This is a genomic window from Pseudomonas sp. NPDC086278, from assembly GCF_050280905.1.
GTDB lineage: Bacteria > Pseudomonadota > Gammaproteobacteria > Pseudomonadales > Pseudomonadaceae > Aquipseudomonas.
Genome location: NZ_JBNNWE010000053.1, coordinates 1 through 25,397 on the forward strand (window position 1 = coordinate 1; position 25,397 = coordinate 25,397).

The 25,397-nt window shown below is 60.5% G+C and carries 25 protein-coding genes and 1 pseudogene; all 26 read right to left on the minus strand.

The window, feature by feature from the left end; genetic code table 11:
• A pseudogene (locus tag ACQKP4_RS17240) lies at nt 1-309 on the minus strand (hypothetical protein); the annotation flags it as partial.
• Nucleotides 310-318: 9 nt separating this feature from the next.
• Complete coding sequence (gene fliL, locus ACQKP4_RS17245; RefSeq protein WP_427634866.1) at nt 319-819, minus strand: flagellar basal body-associated protein FliL; 501 nt, start codon at nt 817-819, stop codon at nt 319-321.
• Nucleotides 820-1,029: 210 nt separating this feature from the next.
• Nucleotides 1,030-2,418: a flagellar hook-length control protein FliK gene (locus ACQKP4_RS17250; protein ID WP_427634867.1), complete on the minus strand. Its 1,389-nt coding sequence runs from the start codon at nt 2,416-2,418 to the stop codon at nt 1,030-1,032.
• A gap of 105 nt (nt 2,419-2,523) precedes the next feature.
• A complete protein-coding gene (locus ACQKP4_RS17255) occupies nt 2,524-2,871 on the minus strand; it encodes an Hpt domain-containing protein (protein ID WP_427634868.1) in 348 nt (115 codons plus the stop codon).
• A gap of 30 nt (nt 2,872-2,901) precedes the next feature.
• Nucleotides 2,902-4,605 (minus strand): ATP-binding SpoIIE family protein phosphatase, encoded by a 1,704-nt coding sequence (locus tag ACQKP4_RS17260; protein WP_427634899.1) that lies wholly within the window; start codon nt 4,603-4,605, stop codon nt 2,902-2,904.
• A gap of 5 nt (nt 4,606-4,610) precedes the next feature.
• Complete coding sequence (locus ACQKP4_RS17265; protein ID WP_427634869.1) at nt 4,611-4,916, minus strand: STAS domain-containing protein; 306 nt, start codon at nt 4,914-4,916, stop codon at nt 4,611-4,613.
• A 128-nt stretch (nt 4,917-5,044) separates the two neighbouring features.
• Nucleotides 5,045-5,494, minus strand: coding sequence for a flagellar export protein FliJ (gene fliJ / locus ACQKP4_RS17270; RefSeq protein ID WP_427634870.1), 450 nt, complete (start codon nt 5,492-5,494; stop codon nt 5,045-5,047).
• Nucleotides 5,495-5,500: 6 nt separating this feature from the next.
• The gene (gene fliI / locus ACQKP4_RS17275) at nt 5,501-6,859 is read right to left on the minus strand and encodes a flagellar protein export ATPase FliI (protein WP_427634871.1); all 1,359 of its coding nucleotides are present in this window, start codon (nt 6,857-6,859) and stop codon (nt 5,501-5,503) included.
• On the minus strand, nt 6,849-7,661 hold the full coding sequence (gene fliH / locus ACQKP4_RS17280; RefSeq protein WP_427634872.1) for a flagellar assembly protein FliH: 813 nt from the start codon (nt 7,659-7,661) through the stop codon (nt 6,849-6,851). Before fliH ends, fliI begins: the two co-directional genes overlap by 11 nt.
• A 7-nt stretch (nt 7,662-7,668) precedes the next feature.
• Complete coding sequence (gene fliG / locus ACQKP4_RS17285; protein WP_427634873.1) at nt 7,669-8,688, minus strand: flagellar motor switch protein FliG; 1,020 nt, start codon at nt 8,686-8,688, stop codon at nt 7,669-7,671.
• Nucleotides 8,681-10,468 (minus strand): flagellar basal-body MS-ring/collar protein FliF, encoded by a 1,788-nt coding sequence (fliF, locus tag ACQKP4_RS17290; protein WP_427634874.1) that lies wholly within the window; start codon nt 10,466-10,468, stop codon nt 8,681-8,683. The genes fliG and fliF overlap by 8 nt, the downstream gene beginning before the upstream one ends.
• 14 nt (nt 10,469-10,482) lie before the next feature.
• The gene (fliE, locus tag ACQKP4_RS17295; RefSeq protein ID WP_010456962.1) at nt 10,483-10,812 is read right to left on the minus strand and encodes a flagellar hook-basal body complex protein FliE; all 330 of its coding nucleotides are present in this window, start codon (nt 10,810-10,812) and stop codon (nt 10,483-10,485) included.
• 277 nt (nt 10,813-11,089) lie between these two features.
• Complete coding sequence (fleR, locus tag ACQKP4_RS17300) at nt 11,090-12,475, minus strand: sigma-54-dependent response regulator transcription factor FleR (RefSeq protein ID WP_427634875.1); 1,386 nt, start codon at nt 12,473-12,475, stop codon at nt 11,090-11,092.
• A 5-nt stretch (nt 12,476-12,480) separates the two neighbouring features.
• On the minus strand, nt 12,481-13,686 hold the full coding sequence (locus tag ACQKP4_RS17305; protein WP_427634900.1) for a sensor histidine kinase: 1,206 nt from the start codon (nt 13,684-13,686) through the stop codon (nt 12,481-12,483).
• 128 nt (nt 13,687-13,814) lie between these two features.
• Nucleotides 13,815-15,290 carry a sigma-54 dependent transcriptional regulator gene (locus ACQKP4_RS17310; RefSeq protein ID WP_427634876.1) on the minus strand — a complete coding sequence of 492 codons (1,476 nt, stop codon included), beginning with the start codon at nt 15,288-15,290 and terminating at the stop codon, nt 13,815-13,817.
• Nucleotides 15,291-15,462: 172 nt separating this feature from the next.
• Nucleotides 15,463-15,759, minus strand: coding sequence for a hypothetical protein (locus ACQKP4_RS17315; RefSeq protein WP_046032823.1), 297 nt, complete (start codon nt 15,757-15,759; stop codon nt 15,463-15,465).
• A 10-nt stretch (nt 15,760-15,769) separates the two neighbouring features.
• A complete protein-coding gene (gene fliS, locus ACQKP4_RS17320; RefSeq protein ID WP_427634877.1) occupies nt 15,770-16,165 on the minus strand; it encodes a flagellar export chaperone FliS in 396 nt (131 codons plus the stop codon).
• Nucleotides 16,166-16,293: 128 nt separating this feature from the next.
• The gene (gene fliD / locus ACQKP4_RS17325) at nt 16,294-17,697 is read right to left on the minus strand and encodes a flagellar filament capping protein FliD (protein ID WP_427634878.1); all 1,404 of its coding nucleotides are present in this window, start codon (nt 17,695-17,697) and stop codon (nt 16,294-16,296) included.
• An 82-nt stretch (nt 17,698-17,779) separates the two neighbouring features.
• Nucleotides 17,780-18,145 carry a flagellar protein FlaG gene (locus ACQKP4_RS17330; RefSeq protein WP_427634879.1) on the minus strand — a complete coding sequence of 122 codons (366 nt, stop codon included), beginning with the start codon at nt 18,143-18,145 and terminating at the stop codon, nt 17,780-17,782.
• A gap of 74 nt (nt 18,146-18,219) precedes the next feature.
• Nucleotides 18,220-19,071, minus strand: a complete 852-nt coding sequence (locus ACQKP4_RS17335; protein WP_427634880.1) for a flagellin domain-containing protein — start codon at nt 19,069-19,071, stop codon at nt 18,220-18,222.
• Nucleotides 19,072-19,324: 253 nt separating this feature from the next.
• Nucleotides 19,325-19,594, minus strand: coding sequence for a hypothetical protein (locus tag ACQKP4_RS17340; RefSeq protein WP_427634881.1), 270 nt, complete (start codon nt 19,592-19,594; stop codon nt 19,325-19,327).
• Nucleotides 19,591-20,883, minus strand: a complete 1,293-nt coding sequence (locus ACQKP4_RS17345) for a motility associated factor glycosyltransferase family protein (RefSeq protein ID WP_427634882.1) — start codon at nt 20,881-20,883, stop codon at nt 19,591-19,593. The genes ACQKP4_RS17340 and ACQKP4_RS17345 overlap by 4 nt, the downstream gene beginning before the upstream one ends.
• 96 nt (nt 20,884-20,979) lie before the next feature.
• The gene (locus ACQKP4_RS17350) at nt 20,980-21,906 is read right to left on the minus strand and encodes a ketoacyl-ACP synthase III (RefSeq protein ID WP_427634883.1); all 927 of its coding nucleotides are present in this window, start codon (nt 21,904-21,906) and stop codon (nt 20,980-20,982) included.
• A gap of 228 nt (nt 21,907-22,134) precedes the next feature.
• Nucleotides 22,135-23,187: a pseudaminic acid synthase gene (gene pseI / locus ACQKP4_RS17355; RefSeq protein ID WP_427634884.1), complete on the minus strand. Its 1,053-nt coding sequence runs from the start codon at nt 23,185-23,187 to the stop codon at nt 22,135-22,137.
• Nucleotides 23,180-24,685, minus strand: a complete 1,506-nt coding sequence (pseG, locus tag ACQKP4_RS17360; protein ID WP_427634885.1) for a UDP-2,4-diacetamido-2,4,6-trideoxy-beta-L-altropyranose hydrolase — start codon at nt 24,683-24,685, stop codon at nt 23,180-23,182. The genes pseI and pseG overlap by 8 nt, the downstream gene beginning before the upstream one ends.
• The gene (gene pseF, locus ACQKP4_RS17365; RefSeq protein WP_427634886.1) at nt 24,682-25,377 is read right to left on the minus strand and encodes a pseudaminic acid cytidylyltransferase; all 696 of its coding nucleotides are present in this window, start codon (nt 25,375-25,377) and stop codon (nt 24,682-24,684) included. The genes pseG and pseF overlap by 4 nt, the downstream gene beginning before the upstream one ends.
• Nucleotides 25,378-25,397: the final 20 nt, after the last annotated feature.

Here is a 25,397-nt window from a genome sequence, read left to right on the forward strand (position 1 = left end):
TACAGACGCGGATTCCGCGACAGCACAGCGATCTTCATGCAACACCTGTGGAGGAGGTAGACCACCGACGGCAACGTCCGCCGAGCGGCGCAGCATGTTGAACATGCTGATGCGGGTGTAACGAGCGAAACGCTCGTTGATCATTTCCAGGGTCGGCATGCGTCCGCGGACGATGCGATCCTGACTGGTCAGGTCGTAGCTTTTGACGCTGCCGGGTTCAGCAACGTTATCGGTCTGTACCAGACCATCGTCGACGCCATGCAACAGCGCATCGATCTCATCCTGGGACAGCAGGTCCTGCACGGCCATGTCGTGTTCCTACTGCAGTACGAAATTAGTGAAAAGCAACTGTTCGATCACCACTTTGCCCAGCTCTTTCTGCGCCACTTCCTGGACGCTGGCCGTGGCCTTCTGACGCAACATCTCCTGGCCGACCGGGGTCGCCAGCGTGGCAAAATCCTGGCCGGAGAACAGCATGACCAGGTTATTGCGGATGACCGGCATGTGCACTTTGAGGGCTTCCAGATCAGCCTGGTTGCGCCCCAGCATGGTGATGCTCACCTGCATGTAACGCTGACGACCGTTCTGGTTGTAGTTGGCCACGAACGCCGGCGCCATCGGTTCGAACACCGCCGGCTGCTTGCCGGAAACGGCGGTTTCGGCGGTGGGCTCAGGCTTGCTCTGGGCGCCATGCATGAAGAACCATGTCGCCCCCACGGACGTGCCGATCGCCAGCAGCAGGGCCACCACGATCAAAATGATCAGCTTGATCTTGCCTTTGGTTGCGGGGTCTTTTACTGCTGCGTCGCTCTTCGCCATGCCAATAATCCGTCACTATTCGGGTTTTCACAGTCGCACGGCAAGGCAAGAGCAAGTGTTATGCCAGAAGTGTCGGGAGGGCTTTAGTGTGGGCACCACAAACCAATGTGGGAGCGGGCTCGCTCGCGAAGGCGGTGTATCAGTCGACATCTCTATTGACTGACACTGCGTCTTCGCGAGCAAGCCCGCTCCCACAGGGTATGTGTTGAATCAGGCGTAGTAGTCGACGGCGCTGGAGCCGATGACGCTGGTGGTGGTGGCGGCCGCTTCAGCAATACTCGGCTCGATCTCGTCATCCATGGCGTCAAGTCGGCCGCCATTGGCGCTGGTGCGACCGCCCTGCCCCTGCTGGGCCTGTTCCTGACCCTGGCCTTGCCAGCCACGGGACTGGTCGGACACGTTGACATCGACCTGGCCCATGCCCTGCTGCGTGAACATGTCACGCAAGCGATGCATCTGGCTGTCCAGCGCTTCGCGAACGCTCGGATGGGCGCTTATGAAGGTGACCTGGGTCTGCTGGTCCGGAACCATGTTGACCCGAATATCAAGGCGCCCCAGTTCGGCCGGTTGCAGTTGAATGTCCGCCGCTTTCAGGTTGGCGCTGGACAGGTACATGACCCGATTGACCACTTCTTCGGTCCAGCCGCTCTGGTGCATGGCGATCGGCTGATTCACCGGTAGCGCATTCGCGGTTTTCGGCGTTGCAGCCTGAGTCAGTGCCGCCAGACGGTTGGCGAAATCATCGACGCGGGTGTCGCTGCTGGCGGATTTCAGATCCTTGAGGCCGTCATCGATCAGCCCGCTGAAGGTTTTCTCGCCGTTCTGACTGGTGCTGTCCTTGTCCGCTTGCACGTCAAGCATGCTGGCCATGCCGGCGGCAAAGTTCTGCGCCGAGGTCAGTTCACCGTCGGCCTGGGTTTGCACCGGCGTTGCTTTCGGTTGAGCCTGACTGGCAGCAGACACGTGACCGCCCTGCTCCATGGCCAGGCGCACGGCTGGCAACGCGTCGAGCGGATCGGCTTCGGGATCGAAGTCGCTGGCGGGAGGCGTGGTGGTAGCGACGGCCGCTGGCACTGGTGCGGCAACGACGGCGGCGGCAACCGGAGCGGCAACCTGCGCTTGCACAGTCGGGGCAACCGGTGGGGTGGTTTCCACAACCGGCACGAGGACCATCGGCTGTGCAGCCTGCATCAAGGCAGGATCCAGCGACGGGTCGATACTCGGATCGACTGGCGGCGCATCGGCCAACGGCGTGTCGGTAATCTGCGGCGTGTCGTCGCTGGCCGTTAAATCATCGACCGGCGCCGGTTTATCGGCGGGCAAGGAATTGCCGCTATCGGCAACCGCAGGTTCCGGGGCGGCAGCCTTGTCGCTGGCGGCGTCTGGTTTAACCGCGCCCTGCGTGGCATTGTCAGCATCAGAGGCGGCCGGCTTATCGGCGGCGACAGCAGGCTTGTTCTGCGCCTGGTTAGCGTAAACATCAGCGAAGCTGGACGCCTTGTCCCCTGGCTCGGCGGCCGGCGCCGGGGTATTGGCGGGGGCGGCAAGCGTCTTGGCCGCTGGGCTGGCCTGAAGAAGTGAATTGGGGGTAACGGGCATAAAACGGTCTCCGCTGCACTGGGATCGTAGGTACAGGTGAGCAAGTTGAGTGCAAGGGTTGGGCCAGGTTTGCCCGGCAAGCGTTAAAAGCGCCGGGCGGTCACTCTAGCCGGCCAGCGAGCGTTGACGCTCGGCTTCGTAAAGCGGTTTGACTATGGCAAATTCGCCATCGATTTCGCCTACCAGTGCTTCGATTCCGGCAAGCCTTTGTTGCTTGGCGCGCTGCTCAAGCTCATTGCACAACTCGGCCAGGCGAATGGCGCCCATATTGCTGCTGCTGCCCTTGAAACTATGGGCAGCATTCATGAGTTGAGCCGCATCGTCGGCTTTTCGCAGCAGACGCAATCGCTCTTCGGAATCGGCCAGAAAAGTATCCAGCAACGTCGGATATTCATCCTCCATCACTTCCTGCAACGCGCTCAGCACGTTTCGGTCCAGATGTGTGTCAGCCACTTGCTCACTCCTTGATCAAGAACGCGTGAATTATGCCAGAGCCTCCCACGAAAACTCCACGCGAGCACTGCGACCATCGTCGGACCAGCTGGCGTGATCGCTCAACTGTCGGATCAGGCTGACGCCGCGTCCCGACAGACGGATGCCATCAAGTGGCCGCTCCATGACTCGCGCCACATCGAAGCCCTTGCCACTGTCCTCGACCCGTATGGTCAGGCTGCCGCCCTCGGCCTTGGGCGTGACCTGCAGATGCACCCGCACATAACCGTCGTGCAGCGCGTCGAGTCGCTCATTGCGCTGCTGATAATAACGCGCAAAACCCGCAACATCGCGCTTGAGGCTTGAGTCCAGCCCAAGCACGCCGTGCTCCAGGGCATTGGAATACAGTTCCGCCAGCACACTGTAGAGCGCACCGCTGCGAGCCCGCAGACCGTGCACCTCCAGCAGCAACTGCAACAGGTAAGGCAGCGGATTGAAGCGCTTGAGCGTATCGGCGCGAAACTCGAAGCTGACCGACCAGTCCAGCGGGCAAGACTGACCGCTGTCGGAGTACATCACGGCCGGTGGCGTCAATTGCGCCGCGTCCAGCAGACTGATCTCGAGCATGCTCACGTCATCGCGCGTTTCACCACGGAAGTCGCGCAACGCCTGCTCGATGTCCTCGAACAGTTTTTCCGGCTGCTGATTGGCCGCGAACACTCGCTGCAAGCGCTCCACGCCAAACAACTGTTCATTGGCGTCGCAGGTGTCGATCACCCCGTCGGACAGCAGGAACACCCGGTCGCCCACGGCCATCGGCAACACCTCCGTGCAATCGTCGAAGGCGTGCGGGCTCAGGACGCCCAGTGGCAGATGCCGCGACGGCAACGGCGTGCGCTCACCGTTGGCAATGCGGTGCAGGTAACCGTCCGGCATCCCGCCGTTCCACACTTCCACCGAACGGCGCTGAAAGCTCAAACACAGCAACGTCGCGCAGCAGAACATGTCCACCGGCAGGATGCGCTTGAGCTTGGCATTCATTTCGCGCAGGGTTTCCGACAGGCCGTAGCCCTTGGCGGTCATGCCGTAGAACACCTCCGCCAGCGGCATCGCTCCGACGGCCGCCGGCAGCCCGTGGCCGGTGAAATCGCCCAGCAACACATGCATGTCGCCCGCCGGGGTGAACGCGGCCAGCAGCAGGTCACCGTTGAACAGCGCGTAAGGCGATTGCAGGTAGCGAATGTTGGGCGCATTCAGGCAGCCGGAGTGCGCCACCTTGTCGAACACCGCCTTGGCCACCCGCTGCTCGTTGAGCAAGTAATCGTGGTGTTTGGCGATCAAGTCGCGCTGCTGCAATACCGTGGCCTGCAACCGTCGTAGACGATCCATCGCCTTGATTTTGGCGGCGAGGATCACCTGGTTGTATGGCTTGGCCAGAAAATCGTCACCCCCCGCTTCCAGGCAGCGGGCCAGCGCTTCGCTTTCGGTCAGCGAAGTCAGGAAGATGATCGGCACCAGGGTTTCACCGGCCAGCACCTTGATCTGGCGCGCCGCCTCGAAGCCGTCCATCACCGGCATCATCGCGTCCATCAGCACCAGGTGCGGTCGCTGCTGCCGGAACGCTTCGACCGCCTCGGCACCGTTGGCGGCCGTGAGCACCTGGTGCCCCTGACGACGGACGATACTCGACAGCAGCATACGATCGGCCGCGCTGTCTTCGGCAATGAGGATGGTTAACGGCTCGGCCGACTGCATGGCAGTCAACTGATATCGAACAGTTTGTCGAAGTTGGAGATGGCGAGGATCTTGCGCACGTCCGAGCTGCTATTGACGACGCGTATATCGGAATTGTCGCCTCCCGCGTGGTCGCGCAGCAGCAGCAACATGCCGAGCGCCGAACTGTCGAGGTAGGTGGCGTCTTTCAAATTCACTTCGATGGACTCGGGTTTTCGCGAAAGTCCTTCGTAGGATTCACGAAATTCCTGATGCTTGGCGAAATCGAATCGTCCCTTGATCGAGATCGTCAGCTTTTGCCCATCCTGGGAGACTTCTGTAACGACTGACATTGAGCGGCTTCCTTGTCTTTGGGTAACGTGCTTGTACAAGGTTTAGCACCTGCCGGGGGCGGCGGCAAGGCGGGAGGTATCAGCGGTTCGCCAAACCCGGCGAAGAACGACAACGCGCTCGACCTGACTCAATACGGGTCATGCCTGGGCAGCCGCTGGGATAATTCATCCAGCAACTTCTGCTCGCGCTTGTCTTCCAGCTTTCGCGCCTCGTCCATGTAGCGTTGCACCAGTTTGCGCAAGCCTTCGACCCGGGCAAACGCCTGTTGCCACGAATCGCGAGCCTTGTTCAGGTTGTTTTGGTGCCAGTTGAGGCTCTGGCGTTGCTGATCGATGGCCGTGCCCAGCTGCGCCAGGAAGCCCTGATAACCCAGCAACCACTGGCCGGACACGCCGCTGCTGCCGCGTACGATCCATTGCTCCTGGTATTCGAGGCGAAAGTTTTCAAGGTCGGCAAGTTTGCTTTCCGCCACACGGACCTGGCCCTGGAAGTGGCCGAGACGCATGACTGCGGTTTTTTCGGCCTTTTCGGCCATTTCCACCACGGGCGCCAGGCGTGCGGCTCGGCTCAGGGCCATGGCCGGTTAGCCGCCCGGTGCCGGGGCGAAGATGGAAGCAAGATGGTTTTCGCTGGCGCCCATGCCGATGTTGTCGTTCAAGCCCTGACGCAGGTAGGTGGTCATGGCCGGCTGCAACGTAATGGCGGTGTCGGTTTCACGATCGCCACCGGGTACGTACGCACCGACGCTGATCAAGTCACGGCTCTGCTGATAACGCGACCAGTACTGCTTGAACATCTGCGCGCGCGCCATGTGCGCGGGGCTGACCACCGACGGCATGACCCGACTGATCGATGCTTCGATGTCGATGGCCGGGTAATGCCCTTCCTCCGCCAGACGCCGGGACAACACGATGTGCCCGTCGAGCACGCCTCGGGCGGCATCGGCAATCGGATCCTGCTGGTCATCGCCTTCGGACAGAACGGTGTAGAACGCGGTGATCGAACCACCGCCCTTCTCCGCATTACCGGCGCGCTCCACCAGTTTCGGCAACTTGGCGAACACCGACGGCGGATAACCCTTGGTCGCTGGCGGTTCGCCGATGGCCAAGGCGATCTCTCGCTGGGCCTGGGCGAAACGGGTCAGGGAATCCATCAGCAACAGGACGTTCTTGCCCTTGTCGCGGAAATACTCGGCGATCCGCGTGCAATACATCGCGGCGCGCAAACGCATCAGCGGCGCATCGTCCGCCGGCGACGCCACGACGACCGAACGCTTGAGCCCTTCTTCACCGAGGATGTGCTCGATGAATTCTTTAACTTCACGACCCCGCTCACCGATCAGCCCGACCACGATGATGTCGGCCTCGGTGAAGCGAGTCATCATGCCCAGCAGCACCGATTTACCGACGCCAGTACCGGCAAACAGGCCCAGACGCTGGCCGCGACCGACCGTCAACAAACCGTTGATGGTGCGGATGCCCACGTCCAGCGGCTCGCTGATCGGTTCGCGCTTGAGCGGGTTGATCGTCGGGCCGTCCATCGGCACCCAGTCTTCGGCCTTCATCCCGCCCTTGCCGTCGAGCGCGCGCCCGGCGCCATCGAGCACTCGGCCGAGCATGCTCATGCCCATCGGCAAGCGGCCGGTGTCGGCCATCGGCACCACACGGGCGCCGGGCGCAATACCGGCAACGCTGCCAACCGGCATCAGGAATACTTTGCTGCCGGAGAACCCCATGACCTCGGCTTCGACCTGCACCGGGTGATAGCTGTCGTCGTTGATGACCATGCAGCGGCTGCCCATGGCGGCGCGCAAACCTTCGGCTTCGAGGGTCAGACCGACCATGCGCAGCAGGCGGCCTTCGAGGATCGGTGCGCCGGCCAGTTCCGTGACTTCGACATAGCTGCCCAAGCGCTTGGCGAAACTGGTGCGGTCAAGGCGCATCAGGGACGTCCAGTGCAGGTTCTGCCAGCGGTTCGGCCGCCGGTTTGGCGTCGACTGGAAGTTCCAGGCTCAGGTCCGGCGCGGCTGGGTGCAGCGCCTGATCGTGCAACTGATCGAACAGCTTGGCCATGACCTGGGCAACTCGGGTTTCAACCGTGGCGTCAATGCGACTGTGCTCCGTCTCGACCCGGCAACCGCCCGGCAGCAACGATTCGTCTTCGACGATGCGCCAAGTTTCTTCATGGCGCTCGCGCAGGGCTTTGACCTGTTCGAAATCCTGCGGATTGATGTACAGCCGCACATTGCCCACGCCCAGTGGCAGCAGCTTGAGGGCTTCGCGCATGACGTGTTCGATCTGCGTCGAATCGATGGCGAGCTCGCGCTGAATCACCTGTCGGGTGATGTGCTGCACGAGGTCGACCAGGGATTTTTCAATCTGGGTGTCCTGCTCGGCGATGGGCTCGAACAGGTTGACCATCAGTTGCTCAAGGCCGGCAATCTTCGGCGCCAGCGCCGCTTCGGCTTCCTGACGAACCTTGAGCGAGGTGCTGTGAAAACCTTCTTTCTCGCCGATGGCGAAGCCTTCGTTGTAAGCCTCCTGACGGATGCTTTCGAGTTCTTCGAGGGTCAGTGGCTGGACTTCGTCCAGCGGCACTTCCTCCATTTCCGGTGGCTCGGGTTCGGGCTCCGGCTCGGGCTCCGGCACAAACGGATCGAAACTGGGCAGCGCCCAGACGTCGAACCCGGCAACGTTCTTGCCGCGAATCAGGTCGGTCTGGGACTCATCATGTTTGGACGACATAGTGACCTTAGATCATCTCTTCGCCGCCCTTCCCGCCGAGAACGATTTCTCCGGCTTCGGCCATACGGCGGGCAATGGTGAGGATTTCTTTCTGCGCGGTTTCCACGTCGCTGACGCGCACCGGGCCTTTGGCCTCGAGGTCGTCGCGCAACAGTTCGGCCGCCCGTTTGGACATGTTCTTGAAGATCTTTTCCTTGACGCCTTCGTCCGAACCCTTGAGGGCCAGCACCAGCACGTCGGAGGACACTTCGCGCAGCAAAGCCTGAATGCCACGGTCGTCGACATCGGACAGGTTGTTGAACACGAACATGAGGTCTTCGATCTGACCGGACAGGTCTTCGTCGACTTCGCGGATCGAGTCCATCAATTGACCTTCGATCGAGCTGTCGAGGAAGTTCATGATGTCGGCCGCGCGCTTGATGCCACCCAGGGTGGTGCGCGAGGCATTCGAGTTGCCGGAGAACTGCTTCTCGAGAATCTGGTTGAGTTCTTTCAGGGCCGCAGGTTGCACGGTGTTCAACGACGAGACGCGCAGGATAATGTCCAGGCGCACCTTGTGGTCGAAGTTGCCAAGCACTTCACCGGCCTGGTCCGGGTCGAGGTACGCCACGACGATCGCCTGGATCTGCGGGTGCTCGAAACGGATGACGTCGGCGACGGCGCGTGGCTCCATCCACTTCAGGCTGTCGAGGCCACTGGTGTTGCCACCAAGCAGGATGCGGTCGATCAGGCCGTTGGCCTTGTCTTCGCCCAGGGCCTGGGTGAGCATCTTGCGCACGTAGTCGTCGGAGCCGACGCCCAGGCTGGTCTGGTCGCCGACGATATCGACGAACTCGCTCATGACCTGTTCGACTTGCTCGCGGTGCACGTTGCCCATCTGGGCCATCGCCACGCCCACACGCTGGACCTCTTTAGGCCCCATGTGGCGCAAAACCTGGGCAGCATCGGTGGAACCCAGGGACAGCAGCAGAATCGCGGCTTTGTCGACCTTGGTCAGTTTGGCGGCAACGGCTCGGTTATCACTCATCTGCGTTAATCCACTCTTTCACGACCTGGGCCACGCGACCCGGATCTTCTGCCACCAGACTCTTGATTGCATTCAGCTGTGCGTCATAGCCTTCGCTCGGGCTCGGCAGCAGGATGCTGGTTGGCCCGCCGAGGCTGACGCGGTCGTTGGCCAGTTCGCCGTCCAGGCCGCCCATGCCACCCAACTCGACGTCGCTGCCTATGCCGGCCAGTTGTTTGCCCTTGCCGCCACCGGTGATGTTGTTGAGCACCGGGCGCAGCACGCCGAACACCAGCACCAGGATGAACAACACACCCAGCACTTGTTTGACGATGTCCCAGAACCAGGGCTGGGAGTAGAACGGAATGTCGGCAATCACTTCACCGCGTTCGGCGGAGAACGGCATGTTGATCACACTGACGCTGTCACCACGGCTGGCGTCGAAACCGACCGCGTCCTGAACCAGGCGAGTGAACCGCGCCAATTCGTCGGCGCTCCACGGCGCGCGGGTGGTTTCGCCGTTGGCGGCATTGACCTTGACCTGATCGTCCACGACCACCGACACCGACAGGCGATTCAAACGGCCCTGCTGTTGTTTGGTGTGGCTGATCGAACGGTCGAGTTCGAAGTTCTTGGTGGATTGTTGACGCTTGTCGGCCGGGTACGGCGCCAGCATCGGCTGACCGGTGGCCGGGTCCATGATTTGCTGACCGTTGGCATCGACCAATGGTTGGCCTGGCTGCACCATGCCGGCCGCCGCGGTGGTGCCACCGGTGGTTTGCGGCGCGGAGGCCGGCGACGGCGGCTGGTTGCTCAGGGCACCTGGCACACCTTGCGGGCCATTGCTGGCGGTGCGTTGTTCGTTGACCGACTGCTCGCTGCGCAACGCCGGTTGATCCGGGTTGAACTGCTCGGACGTCGACTCGACGGCACTGAAATCCACATCGGCCGAGACTTCGGCTTTATAGCGGTCGTTGCCCAGCACCGGTTGCAGGATGTTGTGCACGCGCTGGGTCAACATGGTTTCCATGCGACGGCTGTAATCGAATTGCTTGCCGGCCATGGTCAGTTCGGAATTTTCCGCCTGATCCGACAGCAGGTTGCCCTTCTGGTCAACCACGGTGATCTGGGATTTGCTCAGTTCAGGAACGCTGGTGGCCACCAGGTTGATGATCGCGACGACCTGACCTGGCTCCAGCGAGCGGCCCGAGTACAACTCGACCAACACCGAAGCGCTTGGCTTGCGTTCGTCACGCACGAACACCGAGCTTTTCGGAATGGCCAGGTGCACGCGGGCACCCTTGACGTTGTTCAGGCTGGAAATGGTCCGCGCCAGCTCACCTTCGAGGCCGCGACGATAACGCGTCGCTTCCATGAACTGGCTGGTCCCGAGGCCCTGGTCCTTGTCGAGAATTTCAAAACCGATGTTGCCGTCAGTGGGAGTGACACCAGCTGCCGCGAGCTTGAGCCGCGCACGGGACAGGTCATCGGCCTTGACCAGCAAGGCGCCGGAATTCGGTTCAACGGTGTACGGAATATCGGCACTGGCCAGGGTTTCCATGACCTGCTTGGCGTCCATCCCGGCAAGGCTGCCGTACAGAGGCCGGTAGTCCGGCTGCTGGGACCACAACACCACGGCAAAACCAATCGCCACACTGGCGGCCAGGCCGACCAACAGGCCTACCTGACGCAGCACGGTCATCTCGGAGAGGTTTTCCAGGAAGGACAAGCCGAACAGCGGCGGTTTGCCGTCGATCGGGGTGGCCTTGGCCGGAACGTTATCAGCGACTGCTTCTGCCATGACTCAATTCGTCCTTAAACCGGCATCTGCATGATGTCTTGGTATGCCTGAACCAGCTTGTTGCGCACTTGGGTCAACGCCTGGAAAGACACGCTGGCCTTCTGCGAGGAAATCATCACGTCCGTCAGGTCGACGCCGCTTTTGCCGATCTCGAAGGCGCTGGCCAACTGACTCGACGCTTGCTGAGTGTCGTTCACTTTATTGACGGCTTGACCGAGCATGTCGGAAAAGCTGCTGCCACCCAGTTCAGGGACGGCGGCAGTCGATTTAGGCGCAGACATGGCATCCATTTGCATGGAACGCATATCCAGCATCAACCGATTGAATTCAATACCTTGGCTCATGATTTCTCTCTTTGACGAAGCTACGTCGTTGGCGACCCGCAATTTTTTTGACACTCACTCGGCGGGTAGTGAGGTGTTAGCAACAAGGGTGCCAGCTCCGTGGCCTCGCTTCACAAAAGCCTGCACAGGCTTTCCTGAATCGTGAATCATCACAAACCATTATGGGAGCGGGCTTGCTCACGAAGGCGGTGTAACAGTCACTTAAGTGTCGGCTGACACTCCGTCTTCGCGGGCAAGCCCGCCCCCACCTGTAGATCGTTGTTGCTTGCGTCAACTTTCAGGTGGCGAACAAGTAGGCTTCGACGTCCATGCCGGCATCGCGCATCTGCGCCAGCTTGTAGCGCAAGGTGCGCGGGCTGATGCCCAGGCGTTCGGCGGCCTCTTTGCGCCGGCCACGCTCGGCGCGCAAGGTGTCGATGATCATCTGGAATTCACGCCGACGCAGGTCATCGCCCAGCGCGCCGGCCGATTCGGCGTCGACTTCGACTGCCCGCACCGGCGCTGCAACCAATGCTGGCAACGGCGCGCAGGCAATCGGCCCGGACAGGCAGAAATCCTGCGGCTGGATCAAACCACCCTGCTGCAGAATCAGCGCGCGCTGAATCGCGTTGTCCAGCTCGCGCACATTGCCCGGCCATGGATAACCGATCAGGCACGCCTGCGCCTCGGGCGACAGGCGCGCCGCGGCATGCTTCATTTTATTGACGTGCTTGGCCAGCAGGCGCTCGGCCAGCGGCAGGATGTCGGCGGTGCGCTCGCGCAGCGGACGCCAGGCCAGCGGAAACACCGACAGCCGATAATAAAGGTCTTCACGAAACCGCCCCGCCGCCACTTCACCCGCCAGGTCCCGGTTGGTGGTCGCGACCACCCGAATGTCCAGGATGATCGGTTTGCGGGCGCCAACCCGTTCGACTTCGCGCTCCTGCAATACGCGCAGCAACTTGGCCTGGAGCCCGAGGGGCATTTCGGAAATTTCGTCGAGCAGGATGGTGCCGCCGTCAGCCTGTTCGAACTTGCCAGCCTGGGCCGAAATGGCGCCGGTGAACGAACCTTTTTCATGACCGAACAACGTGGCTTCGAGCATGTTGTCCGGGATCGCCGCGCAGTTGATCGCGATGAACGGCTGACTGGCGCGACGGGACTGTTGATGAATGTAGCGCGCCAACACTTCTTTACCGGTGCCGGACTCGCCGGAGATCAGCACCGTGGAGTCACTGCGTGCGACCCGCGCCGCCAGTTCCAGCAGTTGCGCACTGGCCGGCTCGAAAGCAATCGGCCCTTCGCTGTCAGTCGCGCCGAGATTGCCCAAGGCGTGCCGCGCCACCAGATCGAGCAAGGCTTTAGGCTCGAACGGCTTGACCAGATAATCTGCCGCGCCTTGACGCATCGCATCGACGGCACGCTCAACCGCCCCATGCGCCGTCATCAGCAGCACCGGCAACTGCGGCTGGCGCGCACGCAGCAGACCGAGCAGTTGATGGCCGTCCATACCGGGCATATTGACGTCGCTGATCACCAGGCTGAACGCCTCACTATCGACCGCCGTCAACGCGTCTTCAGCCGAGCCGACCGCCGTGTAATCGTGCCCCGCGAGCAATAGCGTATCGGCCAGGGCTTCGCGCAGCGCGCGGTCGTCTTCAACCAGTAGAACCTTGATTGCCATGGCCTTCACTTCGCTCTCTGAGCGCTGGGCATTTCACCCGAAAACAGCGGCAGAATCACTTGCGCACACGTGCCGCGCCCCGGTCGCGAGCGCAACTGCAATTCACCCTGATGCGCCCGTGCCACGGCCTTGACCACGGTGAGCCCGAGGCCGGTGCCGGTGGTTTTAGTGGTAAAAAAAGGTTCGCCCAGACGCGCCAGTACTTGGCTGTCGATGCCACTGCCGCTGTCGCTGACGCACACGCGCAAGTTGTTTTCACGGGCGTAGAAATGCACCTTCAGCCGCACAGCGCCGGCACTGGCCTGAATCGCGTTCTCGATCAGGTTCAGAATCGCGCCGACCAGCGTGTCGCGGTTGCACAGCAACTCGCCGGCATGGCTGTCGCACTGCCAGCGAATCGGCAGGTCTTGCACATGGGTGAGTGCGGCGGCTTGCAGCGATTGCATCAAGACTTTGGGCGTCACGCGATCCGTCAGCGGCAATTCACCGCGTGCGAACACCAACATGTCGCGCACCTGATGCTCCAGTTCATGCAGACGCTCCTTCAAGCGACCGGCAAAACGTTGCTGGGTAGCGACCGGCAACTCCTGCTCAGTCAAATGGCTGGCGTACAGCAAGGCGGCGGACAATGGCGTGCGGATCTGGTGCGCCAGCGAGGCGACCATTCGACCGAGGGACGACAAGCGTTCATGGCGGGCCAACTGGTCTTGCAGGTGACGGGTTTCAGTCAGGTCGTTGAGCAGCACCAACTGCCCCGGCTCGGCATCCAGCGAGCGCGTGGCAATCGACAGGCGCCGACCGTCCTTGAGGGAAATTTCGTGACCGTCGTCTTCGCGGGGCGCAAAGCAACGGGCAATCACCTGACGCCACAGCTCACCTTCAAGCGGCAGGCCGAGCAGCTCGCACGCCGCCGGATTGGCTTCACGCACGATGCCTTGTGCGTCGATGACGATGACGCCGCCCGGCAACAGATCGAGGAGATTTTGCAGACGGTTGGCCAGGCGTTCTTTTTCCGCCAGCTCTTGCATGCGCTGGGCGCTGACCACCGCCAACTCACCCTTGAGCTCGGTAACCCGGGCTTCAAGCATGCTGTAGGAGTCGGTGAGCTGGCTCGACATCTGACTGAACAGCGCGAACGCCTGCTCCAGGCCAAGCCGGCTCGCCTGCTCTACGGACGATGATTGCCCCGAAGCGTCAGGGACAGGAGACATCTGGGCGGCTTGGGGCATCGTGCTCTCTCGCTTGGCTGACCGTCAGTTAAACGGAACGTTGCGAGGGATGTAGCAATACCCGTGCCTAAAAAAAACCAGCTATAAATGAACGACTTGGAAAACAGGCGTCAATCATCCGCCTGTTCATCACCATCGCGACGGCTCATGCCGTACTTGCGCATCTTTTCCACCAGCGTGGTGCGACGGATCCGCAACCGCTCGGCAGCGCGCGCAACGATGCCATTGGCATCATCCAGCGCCTGCTGGATCAGCCCTTGCTCCAGACCACCGAGGTAGTCTTTGAGGTCCAGGCCTTCCGGCGGCAGCATGGCATTGGCGCTGAAATCCGGAGTGTGCCCGTTGATGGCCACACGCTCTTCCAGATCACTGCGCAAGCTGTCGACCAGTTGTTCGTCTTCGTCGTCGACGTAGCGGAATTTCTTCGGCAGCTCGACCACGCCGATCACCCCGTACGGGTGCATGATCGCCATGCGCTCGACCAGGTTGGCGAGTTCACGCACGTTGCCCGGCCAGCCGTGACGGCACAGCGACATGATCGCTGCCGAGTTGAAACGGATCGAACCGCGCTTCTCATGCTCCATGCGCGAGATCAATTCGTTCATCAGCAGCGGAATGTCTTCGACACGTTCGCGCAGTGGCGCCATCTCGATCGGGAACACGTTCAGGCGATAGTACAAATCTTCGCGGAAGGTGCCGATCTCGATCATGCTTTCGAGATTCTTGTGGGTCGCAGCAATGATGCGCACGTCGACGCTTTGGGTCTTGTTGCTGCCCACGCGCTCGAAGGTGCGCTCTTGCAACACGCGCAACAACTTGACCTGCATCGGCAGCGGCATGTCGCCGATTTCGTCGAGGAACAGGGTGCCGCCGTTGGCCAGTTCGAAACGCCCGGCGCGGCTGGTGATCGCCCCGGTGAACGCGCCCTTCTCGTGTCCGAACAGTTCGCTTTCCAGCAACTCGGCCGGGATCGCCCCGCAGTTGACCGGAACGAACGGCGCGTCACGACGCTTGGAGTGATAGTGCAGGTTGCGCGCAACCACTTCCTTGCCGGTGCCGGACTCGCCAAGGATCAGCACGCTGGCGTCGGTGTCGGCTACTTGCTGCATCATCTGACGGACGTGTTGAATCGCCCGGCTGGTGCCGACAAGGCTACGGAAAAGATTGGGTTCACGATGACGACCGCGCTCGCGCGCCTGGTCGTACATCTCGCGATAGACCTGGGCGCGGTGCAGCGAGTCGAGCAACTTGCTGTAGCTGGGTGGCATTTCCAGGGTCGACAGCACGCGGCGACGCTGGTCTTCAGGCAGGTCAACGGAAGAATTATCGCCCATTAACAAAACCGGAAGGAACTCATCCCAGGTTGCGAGTGTCTTTAGCAAGCCTTGAAGCGCGCCAGGAGCATTGACCGTCCCGATCAGGACACAGATCACTTCACGACTTGACGACAAAGAGCCGACCGCCTGCTGCCAGTCATGGCTACCGCAGGGTAAATTTTCTTCGCCGAGAAAATTTAAAATCACCGCCAAATCGCGGCGACGGACGCTATCGTCATCAATCAGCAGAATTTTGGTTTCACGCCACATGCAATAGCAACTTCCCTAGTCAACTCAATGCCCAAAATAGGGGGCAAGCTAGACGCTTGCAGACAAGTACAGCCTGTAGACGCCTGAAATCTGGAATCAGCCACTAGTTAAGTCAAAAAACCGTGCACAGTCAAATTTATGGCGCACTACGTTCGGATTAACTGAGGATTAATTAACCAAACAGATGGTAAACCTTTGCCGCGTTCTGTGCTTGATGGATCTGCGACATCTCGTCGACTATCGCTTGCCTCTCCCCTGTCGCGGCCTCCAGAAGCTGCTTATACACCCCCAGCAACTCCTCAAGGTTATCGCGCAGCGCCGCCTCATCCACCGAAGCTTCACTCAAGACGTCTTCCATGCAGGAACGGCACGCCAGGTCCAACTCACCGATGGCCTCCCAATTTCGCTCGGCCAATGCACCGACCAGGGCTTCGCGGGTGTGTTCGATTCGCTGCAATACAAGACTCATGGTGATCTCCTTAAAACTGCGGACCCGGAGCGGCAATAGCATCCCAACCGTCTTTGACTGTTCTAAGCAAATCAGAGACTTCGTCGAGAATCGCAGGATCGGTCTTGATGTTGGCCTCGGCCAGACGCTTCATCATGTAGGTGTACAGGTTGTCCAGTTCACCGACCGTTTCGATAGAGTTTTCGAGGTCCAGACCTTCACGCAAACCACCAATGATGCCAATGGCCTTGCCGATCAGAACACCTTTGTTCGGAATGTCTTTACGCTCGATCGCGCCTTTGGCCTGAGCGATACGGTCCAGACCACCTTCCATCAGCATCTGCACGAGGCGATGCGGGCTGGCTTCGGAAGTTTGCGCCTGAGCGCCAATCTTCTGGTATTGGCGAAGGGCTAACATTGGATTCATGTTGTACCTCATCAAAATTTTTCAGTTCGTCTAACCAGTGTATCGACGACGCGTCAAAAAACTTTAGATTCAAATGCAAAAAGCCCGGAGCGCTTGAAAACGCTGCCGGGCTTTTGGCGCTCTGCGTGTTACGAGTTCTTCTGCTGCGCGCTCATGGCCTCGAACATCGAGGTGATGTTGCTGGCCGTGGCTTTCAATTTACCGACGAGCGTGTCCATGTCGTTGTACTTTTTGGTCAGTACATCAGTCAGGGTCTGAACCCGGCGATCCAGCGCTTCCTGATCGGCGGCCAACCTGGTTTTGGTGACGTTCAGGTTGGTGGTACGCGTATCCAGGATGCCGCCGGTGTCGGTATACGGCTTGATCACATTGTTCATGCGCTCGATCAGACCGTTGGTACCCGTGAACAGGGTCTGAACCTCGCCACCGAGCTTCTTGTCGTTCATCGCGGCGGTGAACTTGACGGAATCAAAGTTCAGCGCACCGGTTTTCTGGTCAGTGGTGATCCCCAACTGCGACAGCACAGTCAGCTTGTCACCGGCACCGGTCTGCGACAGCGGACCACGAATGGCGGCCAGCAACGAACGCGGCAACGGGTCACCGGTCAGCGCGGCAGCGACGGTCGGATTGCCATCGTCGTCCAGGGACGGTTTGGTCAGGGACGTCACCGCGTTGGCGACGGCGTTGTACGCGTCGACAAATTTCTGAATCGAAGCTTTCAAACCGTCGTTGTTGCCTGCGACGGTAATGGTCGCCGTGCCTGTGGCAACCAGGTTCATCGACAGCCCGGAAACGTTGCTGACGGTGTTGGAAGGACCGCTCATCTTCATGCCATCAACGGTGTAGCTCGCGTCCTGAGGCAACGCCCCGATTGCGCCCGCAGACGTCGCCGTTGGCGTGCCTGGCATCGGCTGCGTTCCGTCAATCGCCAATTCCGCAATACCGCTGAGCTTGATTTCGGAACCGGCACCAGTGGTGCTCGAACCCAGCACCAGACGCGAACCGAAACTGTCGGACACGATGTTGGCACTGAAGCCGCTGGCTTGATATTGGCTGTTGATGGAGTCGCGGACCGACTGCAAAGTGGCGCCGGCTGGAACATCAACGGTGTAGTTTTTACCGCCCTGACTGATGGTCAAGGTGCCCTGCGCGATCGGGCTGGTCGCACCACCGGCGAACGCGGCACTGGCCACTTTCGAACTGGTCGCCAGTTTGTCGACAACAACCGTGTAGGTGCCGGCGACCGCGGAGTTGCTCGCGGTGGCGCTGACAATCTTGGCGTCGGAGGTGGTGGACGCAAAACCGGTGAACTGAGGGGTGGTCGTGCTGCCCAGGTCCTTGAGCGCCGCCTGGAACGTGGCCAGCAGCGACTTCAAAGTGCCGATCCCGGAAATACTCGCCGTGTTGGTGGTGGTCCCACGGTCGATCTGACCTTGCTTGGCCGCTTTATCAGCAGCTACCAAGGCTTTGACGATAGCGCCGGTATCGAGGCCAGAGCCTAGACCTGTGCCCGGTAAAATTGGACTTGCCATGTGGAACTCCCTTCAGTGTGTCGCCGGTCTTTTGACCACTACAACGCCCAAAAGAACAAAACAACAAAATTCGTGCCAGCTATCAGGCTTTAGCGCTGAACAACAGGCTGCTTGCATCATTCAAACTATTGGCCAGTTTAAGAACTTCTTCGTTGGGGATCTGGCGAACCACCTCACCCGACTCACTGGCAATCACTTTTACAACCACTTGCCCTGAAGGCTCATCGATCGAGAACTCCAGGTTACGCTTGACCGACTGAACGAACTTTTCAATTTCCTGGACAGCCATTTTCAGCTTGTCCTGCTCAGCCTGGGCAGTCTTGCGCACTTCCTTGACGTCGACCACTTTCGCGGGCTCCGCTCGAGGCTTTTCGGAAGACTGGTCCGCAACCGGGGTCACGTGTTTGGCCGCCGGATAAGACAAGCTCAGCTTCACGCTCATATCCATGTCCATCACCTCTAAAAGTAAAAAAGCGAGAGGGCACGACCAGCGCGCACCCCTCGCCAAAACTCAATCAGCTATTACTGAAGCAGTTTCAGTACAGCGGATGGCAGTTGGTTGGCCTGAGCCAGAACTGCGGTGGAAGCTTGTTGCAGAGTTTGTTGCTTGGTCAGCTGTGCAGTTTCAGCAGCGAAGTCAGTATCTTGTACGCGGCCACGTGCTGCTTCGGCGTTTTCGTTGATGTTTTGCAGGTTGGAGATGGTGCTGGTCAGACGGTTTTGTGCAGCACCGAGGTCAGCACGTGCACTGTTGATGGTCTGCAGAGCAGCATCGATACGAGTGATTGCAGCCGAGAACGAAGCCTGAGCGGTAGCCGAGCTGTTACCAGTGATCTGGGTAGTAGCCGAGTCAACCGACAGAGTTGCAGCGCCGAAACCGGAAGACAGAGTCAGAGTGATCTGGTTAGCCGAACCGGTGTTGGAACCAACCTGGAAGGTCATGGTGCCAGCGGTACCGTCCAGCAGGTTCTTGCCGTTCAGGTTGGTGGAGTTGGCGATACGAGTGATCTCGTCCGACATTGCCGCGAATTCTTTGTTCAGGGCGATACGGTCTTGAGTACCGTTCGAGTCGTTTCGAGCCTGAACAGCCAGTTCACGCATACGCTGCAGAATGTTGGTGGTTTCCTGCATCGCGCCTTCAGCGGTCTGAGCGATCGAGATACCGTCGTTGGCGTTTTTGATAGCCATGGTCTGACCGCGGATTTGCGAGGTCATACGAGTGGTGATCTGCAGGCCGGCGGCGTCGTCTTTAGCGCTGTTGATTTTCAGGCCGGAAGACAGACGAGACATCGAAGTCGACAGAGCGTCGGAAGCGCGGTTCAGGTTTTTCTGAACGTTCAACGATGTAACGTTAGTGTTTACTGTTAAAGCCATGACGAATTCCTCGTTGGTTGGGTACTGCGGCTTCCGGCCCTGGCAACCGCCGGGTATGGCCTAGAGAACCTTCGTAATAGTTATCGTCGCCAATGCAACTTGCTTTAGGGGATTTTCAAAATTATTTGCCATCACGTTGCCACCCCCTGTAAATCAAGGGCTTGGCGGTGATCCAGCAGCGAAAAAATGACGTCAGGGAAATGCCGGTGACTGTTCAGCGAGAGTTCGCTTGCACCGGCAGAAGGGGAATTGCTTAAACGGACAGGCTGTCGGTCAGCACCTCGACCAGTTCATATTCCAGATAATCGGCCAGCGCAATCCAGTTTTGCGCCTCCTGACACGCGAACATTTCGCCGAGCAAAAAGGCCCACTGCTGCTGTGATGGCTGCGACGTCGACTCGAAATGAGGATGCACCGCGCCGATCAGATCGATCATCACCAGCCCGGCTTCCACATCCCGCCCCAGCCGGAACAGTTCGGCGCATCGCTGTGCGTCGCCGACGAAAAACTCAAGCCCGCTCATGACGCAAACTCCGGATGGAAAACGCTGCCGGCGATCATCGCGCCTGCCCGACTGCTGTTATAGAAGCGCACCTGTGGATGGCCAGCGATAAAACGCTCCAGTTCACACAGGTAACTGCGAAAGTTGAGCTGGGTCTTGATGCGCTGGCCGTGACCATCCAGCACCCAGTGTTTGGCGGCGCCCAGTTGCGGCCCCAAATCGCCATCGTTCCAGCCGGCGTGGGTCTTGTCGCCGGGAAAGGCGAAGTCGGCGCCAAACAGCGTGACCTGCGTTGCGCCCATCTTCACCGCCAGGTCTGCCGCCGGATGAATCACGCTGCCGCCGACATACAACTCGCCCCTGGGCAATTGCGACCGCAACAGCTGATAGATCGGGCTCGCGGAGTAACCGGCATATCGTGGGCCCTGCCAGGCTTTCAGCACCACAGGATCAAGCATCGGCATGTACACCAGCGTGATATCGGCCGTGTCTTCCGGCGGCAGGTGCCGGGCCGAAATGCGCTGGTCAATGCTGACCACCACATCGGGACGGATGCCATTCTGCAGCAACGGGCGAAAAGCCGTATCCACGCAGATGAACAACGGTCGTTCAGACTGATTGCGAATCTTGCGCAAGGTCTCGAAGTGCTGCTCCAGACTCGGCCCCGTGGCAATGACGAACACCTCCTGATCGGGCCGAGAACCGAACAACCTGGCCACGTCAGCATCGGTCCGCACCAGCGCAAGGCTGGCCTGCAAGCGCTCGACGATCTCGGGCGACTGTGGGTCGAATTCACGATTATTGAAGGTCAGGTGGGTTTCGCTGATCAACCGATCGCGGATCTTCGCATTGAAGTCATCCGCCAGGACCAGTTCGGACGGCAAGGCAAAATACGGCAACTGAATTTCCGGCCTGTCACCGGCGAATAACAATTCGACGCGAGGATCGCTCAGCCACGGCTGCTGATCGACCAGTTGCAGTACCAGCGCAAACACCGCGCCGTTGAGGATATGCACAACCAACCGTTCAACCCCGGCGCGCTCCAGCAACTGCATTTGCAGGTCGCCCAGGCCGGTGCCGTAGACATGCAACACCGGGCTGTCGACCGGCAGGCTGTCGGCCTGAAATTTTGCTTCGCGGGTGCGGTCGTGGCGGCTGGTCAACTGAATGCCGTTGATGCTCAGCGTCGAACCCAGGCCTTCCACCAGATCGGCCTGCAACTGGCTCGTGTCCTGCGCCAGCAAACGCGCAGCCAACGCCGGCCAGCGCTGCTGGATGACGTCGACGTTTTGCGCAAAGAACTCGCTCATGCAGCCTCACTTTTCGTTCGGGCAAAAAAATAGCGCTCAAGATTACACCTTGAGCGCTATTTTTGTGTCTGGCTTTCTTTGGCCGCGACGCCTGAATCAAGGGCGATAGATGATCGCCGAGCCCCAGGACAGCCCCACGCCGAAACCACTCAACGCAACGCGCTTCCAACTGGAGTCCAGCACGTGCTTTTCCAGCAACAGCGGAATGCTCGACGACACGGTGTTGCCGGTCTCGACCATGTCCTTGATGAACTTCTCCGGTTCGCCTTCGAAGCGGCGCGCCACGGCATCGACAATCGCTGCGCTGCCCTGGTGAATGCAGAAGGCGTCGACATCGTCAGCCGTCAGTTGCGAGTCAACCAGCAGTTCATGCAAATGCGCCGGGACTTTGAGCAATGCAAAGTTGAACACCTGACGACCGTTCATGAAAAACACCCCGTCAGTGACTTTCAGGTGCGGTGCACCGGAACCGTCGGTGCCGAACTTGGCCTTGCCCAACTGCCAAGGCGCGTTTTCGCCCATCCAGGTGGCGGTGGCGGCGTCGCCGAACAGCATGGTGGTATTACGATCTTCCGGGTCGACGATCTTCGAATACGGGTCAGCGGTGATCAACAAGCCATTCTTCAGGCCCGCGGCTTCCATGAAGCCCTTGATCGCGTAGATGCCATAGACGTAGCCGGAGCAGCCCAGGGAAATATCGAACGCGGCCACGGTGGTCGGCAGGCCCAGTTTGTCCTGAACGATGGCGGCGGTGTGGGGCAAGCCTTCTTCGTCGCCGTTCTGGGTGACGACGATCAACACGTCGACGGCTTCGCGTTTCAAATCAGGGTTATTGGCGAACAGCGCGTTGGCTGCTTCGACACACAGGTCGGAGGTTTCTTGCTCAGCGTCTTTGCGTGGCAGGAAGGCCGAACCGATTTTGCCGAGGATGAATTCTTCATCCTTCTCGAATTTTGCACCTTGTGCGTAATTGTCCACGCCGGCTACAGGCACGTAGCTCGCAATGCTTTTTATGCCAATCATTACGGCTTCCCAATAATAAACAGCCCAATACCACCGCTCGTAATGATTCGAGGGGCGCCGACAAACAGAGGAATTCGTCGCCTCAACGAGGCGACAACGGGAAGAATAAAGGGCTATCACTGGGCTAAAAGCAGGCCAGGCGCCACCTTCCCGATCAATACAATACAGTGAAGATGCGCGTTATGACTCGCAGGTCACGCTATTTTGCCGAATCAGCCCGATAAGGCGTTATTCGACCAATGACCAGTCCAGCGGGGTGCCACGCTTGATCGCATGGCGGGCGCGGCGGCCCAGGAGGGTTTCAGCGTGTTTGGGCGCCAGGCCCAGACCAGGCCGAATGGCGCGCAGATTGGCGGCGGTGAACGTCTCACCGGCGGCCATGTCCTGCGTCACGTACAGCGAGCGCCGGTACACCAGCGACTTGCGCTCGGCCTCCGTCACGCCGTAATGCACCTGGCCCATGGCTTGCCAGGCGCGCTCGGTTTCGACCACCAGGCTGGCGAGTTCGGCCGGCTCCAGGGAGAAACTGGCGTCCACGCCGCCCGCCGCACGGTCGAGGGTGAAATGCTTCTCCACCACGGTCGCGCCCAGCGCCACGGCAGCCACGGACACGCCAACGCCCATGGAGTGGTCGGACAGCCCGACTTCACAGCCAAACAATTCACGCAGATGAGGGATCGTGCGCACGTTGCTGTTGGCCGGGGTCGCCGGATAAGTGCTGGTGCACTTGAGCAGGATCAGGTCCTTGCAACCGGCTTCGCGGGCGGCGCGCACGGTTTCGTCGAGCTCGGCGATGCTGGCCATCCCGGTGGAGATGATCAACGGCTTGCCGGTGGCCGCCACCCGGCGGATCAACGGCAGGTCGGTGTTCTCGAAACTGGCGATCTTGTAGGCCGGCACATCGAGGCTTTCGAGGAAGTCGACCGCACTGTCATCGAACGGCGTCGAGAACGCGAGCATCCCCAGTTCCCTGGCCCGAGCGAAAATCGGCGCATGCCATTCCCACGGCGTATGCGCCTTCTCGTACAACGCGTACAACGAGGTTCCGGCCCACAGGCTGTTGGGGTCTTTGATGAAGAACTCGCCTTCGGCCAAGTCCAGCGTCATGGTGTCCGCGGTGTAGGTTTGCAGCTTCAAGGCATGCGCGCCGGCCTTGGCCGCGGCTTCAACGATTTGCAGGGCCATGTCCAGTGACTGGTTATGGTTGCCGCTCATCTCGGCAATGATGAACGGCGGCGCGTCGGCACCGATCAGGCGGTTGCCGATCTTGAAGCTAGTCATTGCGATGATCCTTTAATACACGCGTAAACGCGCAAGCATGCTGAGTGAAACCGGCTTCGCGAAAGACTTTCAGCGACGGCTGGTTGGCCGGCAATACCTGGGCGGTGATGGCGGTCAGTTGGGGCCAACGGGCCGTGACGAACGCTTCGCCCCGGGCCAGCAACGCCCTGCCCCAGCCCAGGCCGAGCCGGCCTTCGAACAGATAAATCGAGACTTCGGCTTCAACGCCGCGCAAGTCATAACGCAACACGCCCACCGGGCCGTCGTCGGCCTCGGCGATCAACAACAAGCGCTGCGAATTGCGCAAATTGGCGGTCAGCCACTGCTGGTGCGCCGGCCATTCAATCACGGCGGTCTCCAGTGACCAGCGCCGTACCGCCTCGGCATTGCGTCCGTCGAACAACAACTGCGCATCGTCGGCGGTTGCCGGGCGAATCTGCAGCAGCGCACCGGCCAGGGCTGCCGCCACTCGCTGCGCGCCCCGACCGTCGACCAATTGTCGAGAACGCTCGGCCATGCTCTTTCGCAGCCCTTGATTGCCCGCCACAAAACCGATGGCCAGCCGCAGTTGCTCAACGCTGACCTGCTCGCGCGGCCCCAGAAACACATGAGCACCCGAGTTGGCCATGACCTCGCCGTTGGCCTGCTGATTATTCGACACCGCAATGCAAATCGTCGGCAGCCCCAGCGCAGCCCGCTCCCAACTGGTGCCGCCACCGGCACCGACAAACAGGTCGGCCTCGGTCATCAAGCGGTAGAAGTCGCTGACAAAACTGTGCAAGCGCCACTTCGGGCGACTCGCGGCCAAGGCCTGCATTTGCGCCCAGGCCGGATTGGCAGCCCCTGCCACAAAATCGACGTCCAGCTCAGGAAAATCCGCCAGCGCCAGCATCGCGTGATGGGTCTGCATCGCCGCATCGAAGCCGCCGAAGTTCACCAGCACCCGTTTGGCCTGAGGTTTGATCTCGATGGCCGGGCAGCAAAACTCATCGCGCAGCATCGCGAAACGCGGGCCGAACAACGTCTGGCAATCAGCCGGCAGCAGCGCAGCGTAGGCCTCTGGCGTGCCGGAGAGGTTTTGATTGAGCAGCAGGTCGACGTCGTAACGGCGCGTCGCAAGGTCATCCACCGCGGCAATCCGTGGCGCCCAGCGTCGGGCTGCGCGCTGCCAGTGATGGTCGAGGCCGTAATGGTCGACGACGATCCAGTCGAACCCCGGATGGTTGGCCAGCGCTTGCGCCAGTGCGTCGATGTCGGCCTGCCACGGCAGCAGGGACTCGATGGCTTGCTGCGGATCTTCAGCGGGATAACGCCCCGGCAGCGCGAAGGTTTCGAAACCTTCGGCCGCCAACGCCTCCAGCCGATGCCCCGGCAGCAGACGACAGGCGAACGCAACGTGCGAGCCCTGCTGGCGCAAGGTTCTGGCCAGCGGCAGCAAGCGTGCGATGTGCCCGCTGCCGATGGTCGGCGAGGCGTCGGAGCGGATCAGCACTCTCATTGCAACTCACCGCCGGCCTTGAGCGCGGCGTACAGGTATTCGGCCCGCGTCCAGTCTTCGAGGGTGTCGATGTCCTGCACCAGATGGCGCGGCAGGATCACCGGCAGGCTCGCCGGGGAAAACAACACCTCGCCGCGCAGCCAGGCCTCGCGGCGGCCCCAATAGAACTGGCCGGCGTCCTGAAAGGCGACCGCCAGGTCCTGCGAGCGGGTGTTGCGAAATTCGGGGTAGAGCGACGTCAGCGCGCCCTGCTCGTCAAGGGTCAAGGCGCGCTGCACCGGGAAGCCGAAACCGGTCACCGAGAAGGCAAACGATTTGTCCGGATGCTGCGCCAACACTTCAAGCCCCTGGCGCAGATAACGTGCCTGCAACAGCGGCGCGGTGGCGTAGATGCAGCACGCGAATTCGAAGGCCGGAAGTTGGTTCAAGGCGTGAACCATCACCGCCGCCGTGCCGGTGAAATCATCGGCCAACGACGCCGGACGCATGAACGGCACCTGCGCGCCGTGGGCCCGTGCCACGTCAGCAATTTCTTCATCGTCGGTGCTGACGATTACTTGATCGAACAGCGCCGAATCCAGCGCCGTGCGGATCGAACGAACGATCATCGGCACGCCGTCGAACGGCTTGAGGTTCTTGCGCGGTATCCGCTTGCTGCCGCCTCGGGCCGGGATGATCGCAACGTTGTTCACAGCCAATATCCTGATGCCCG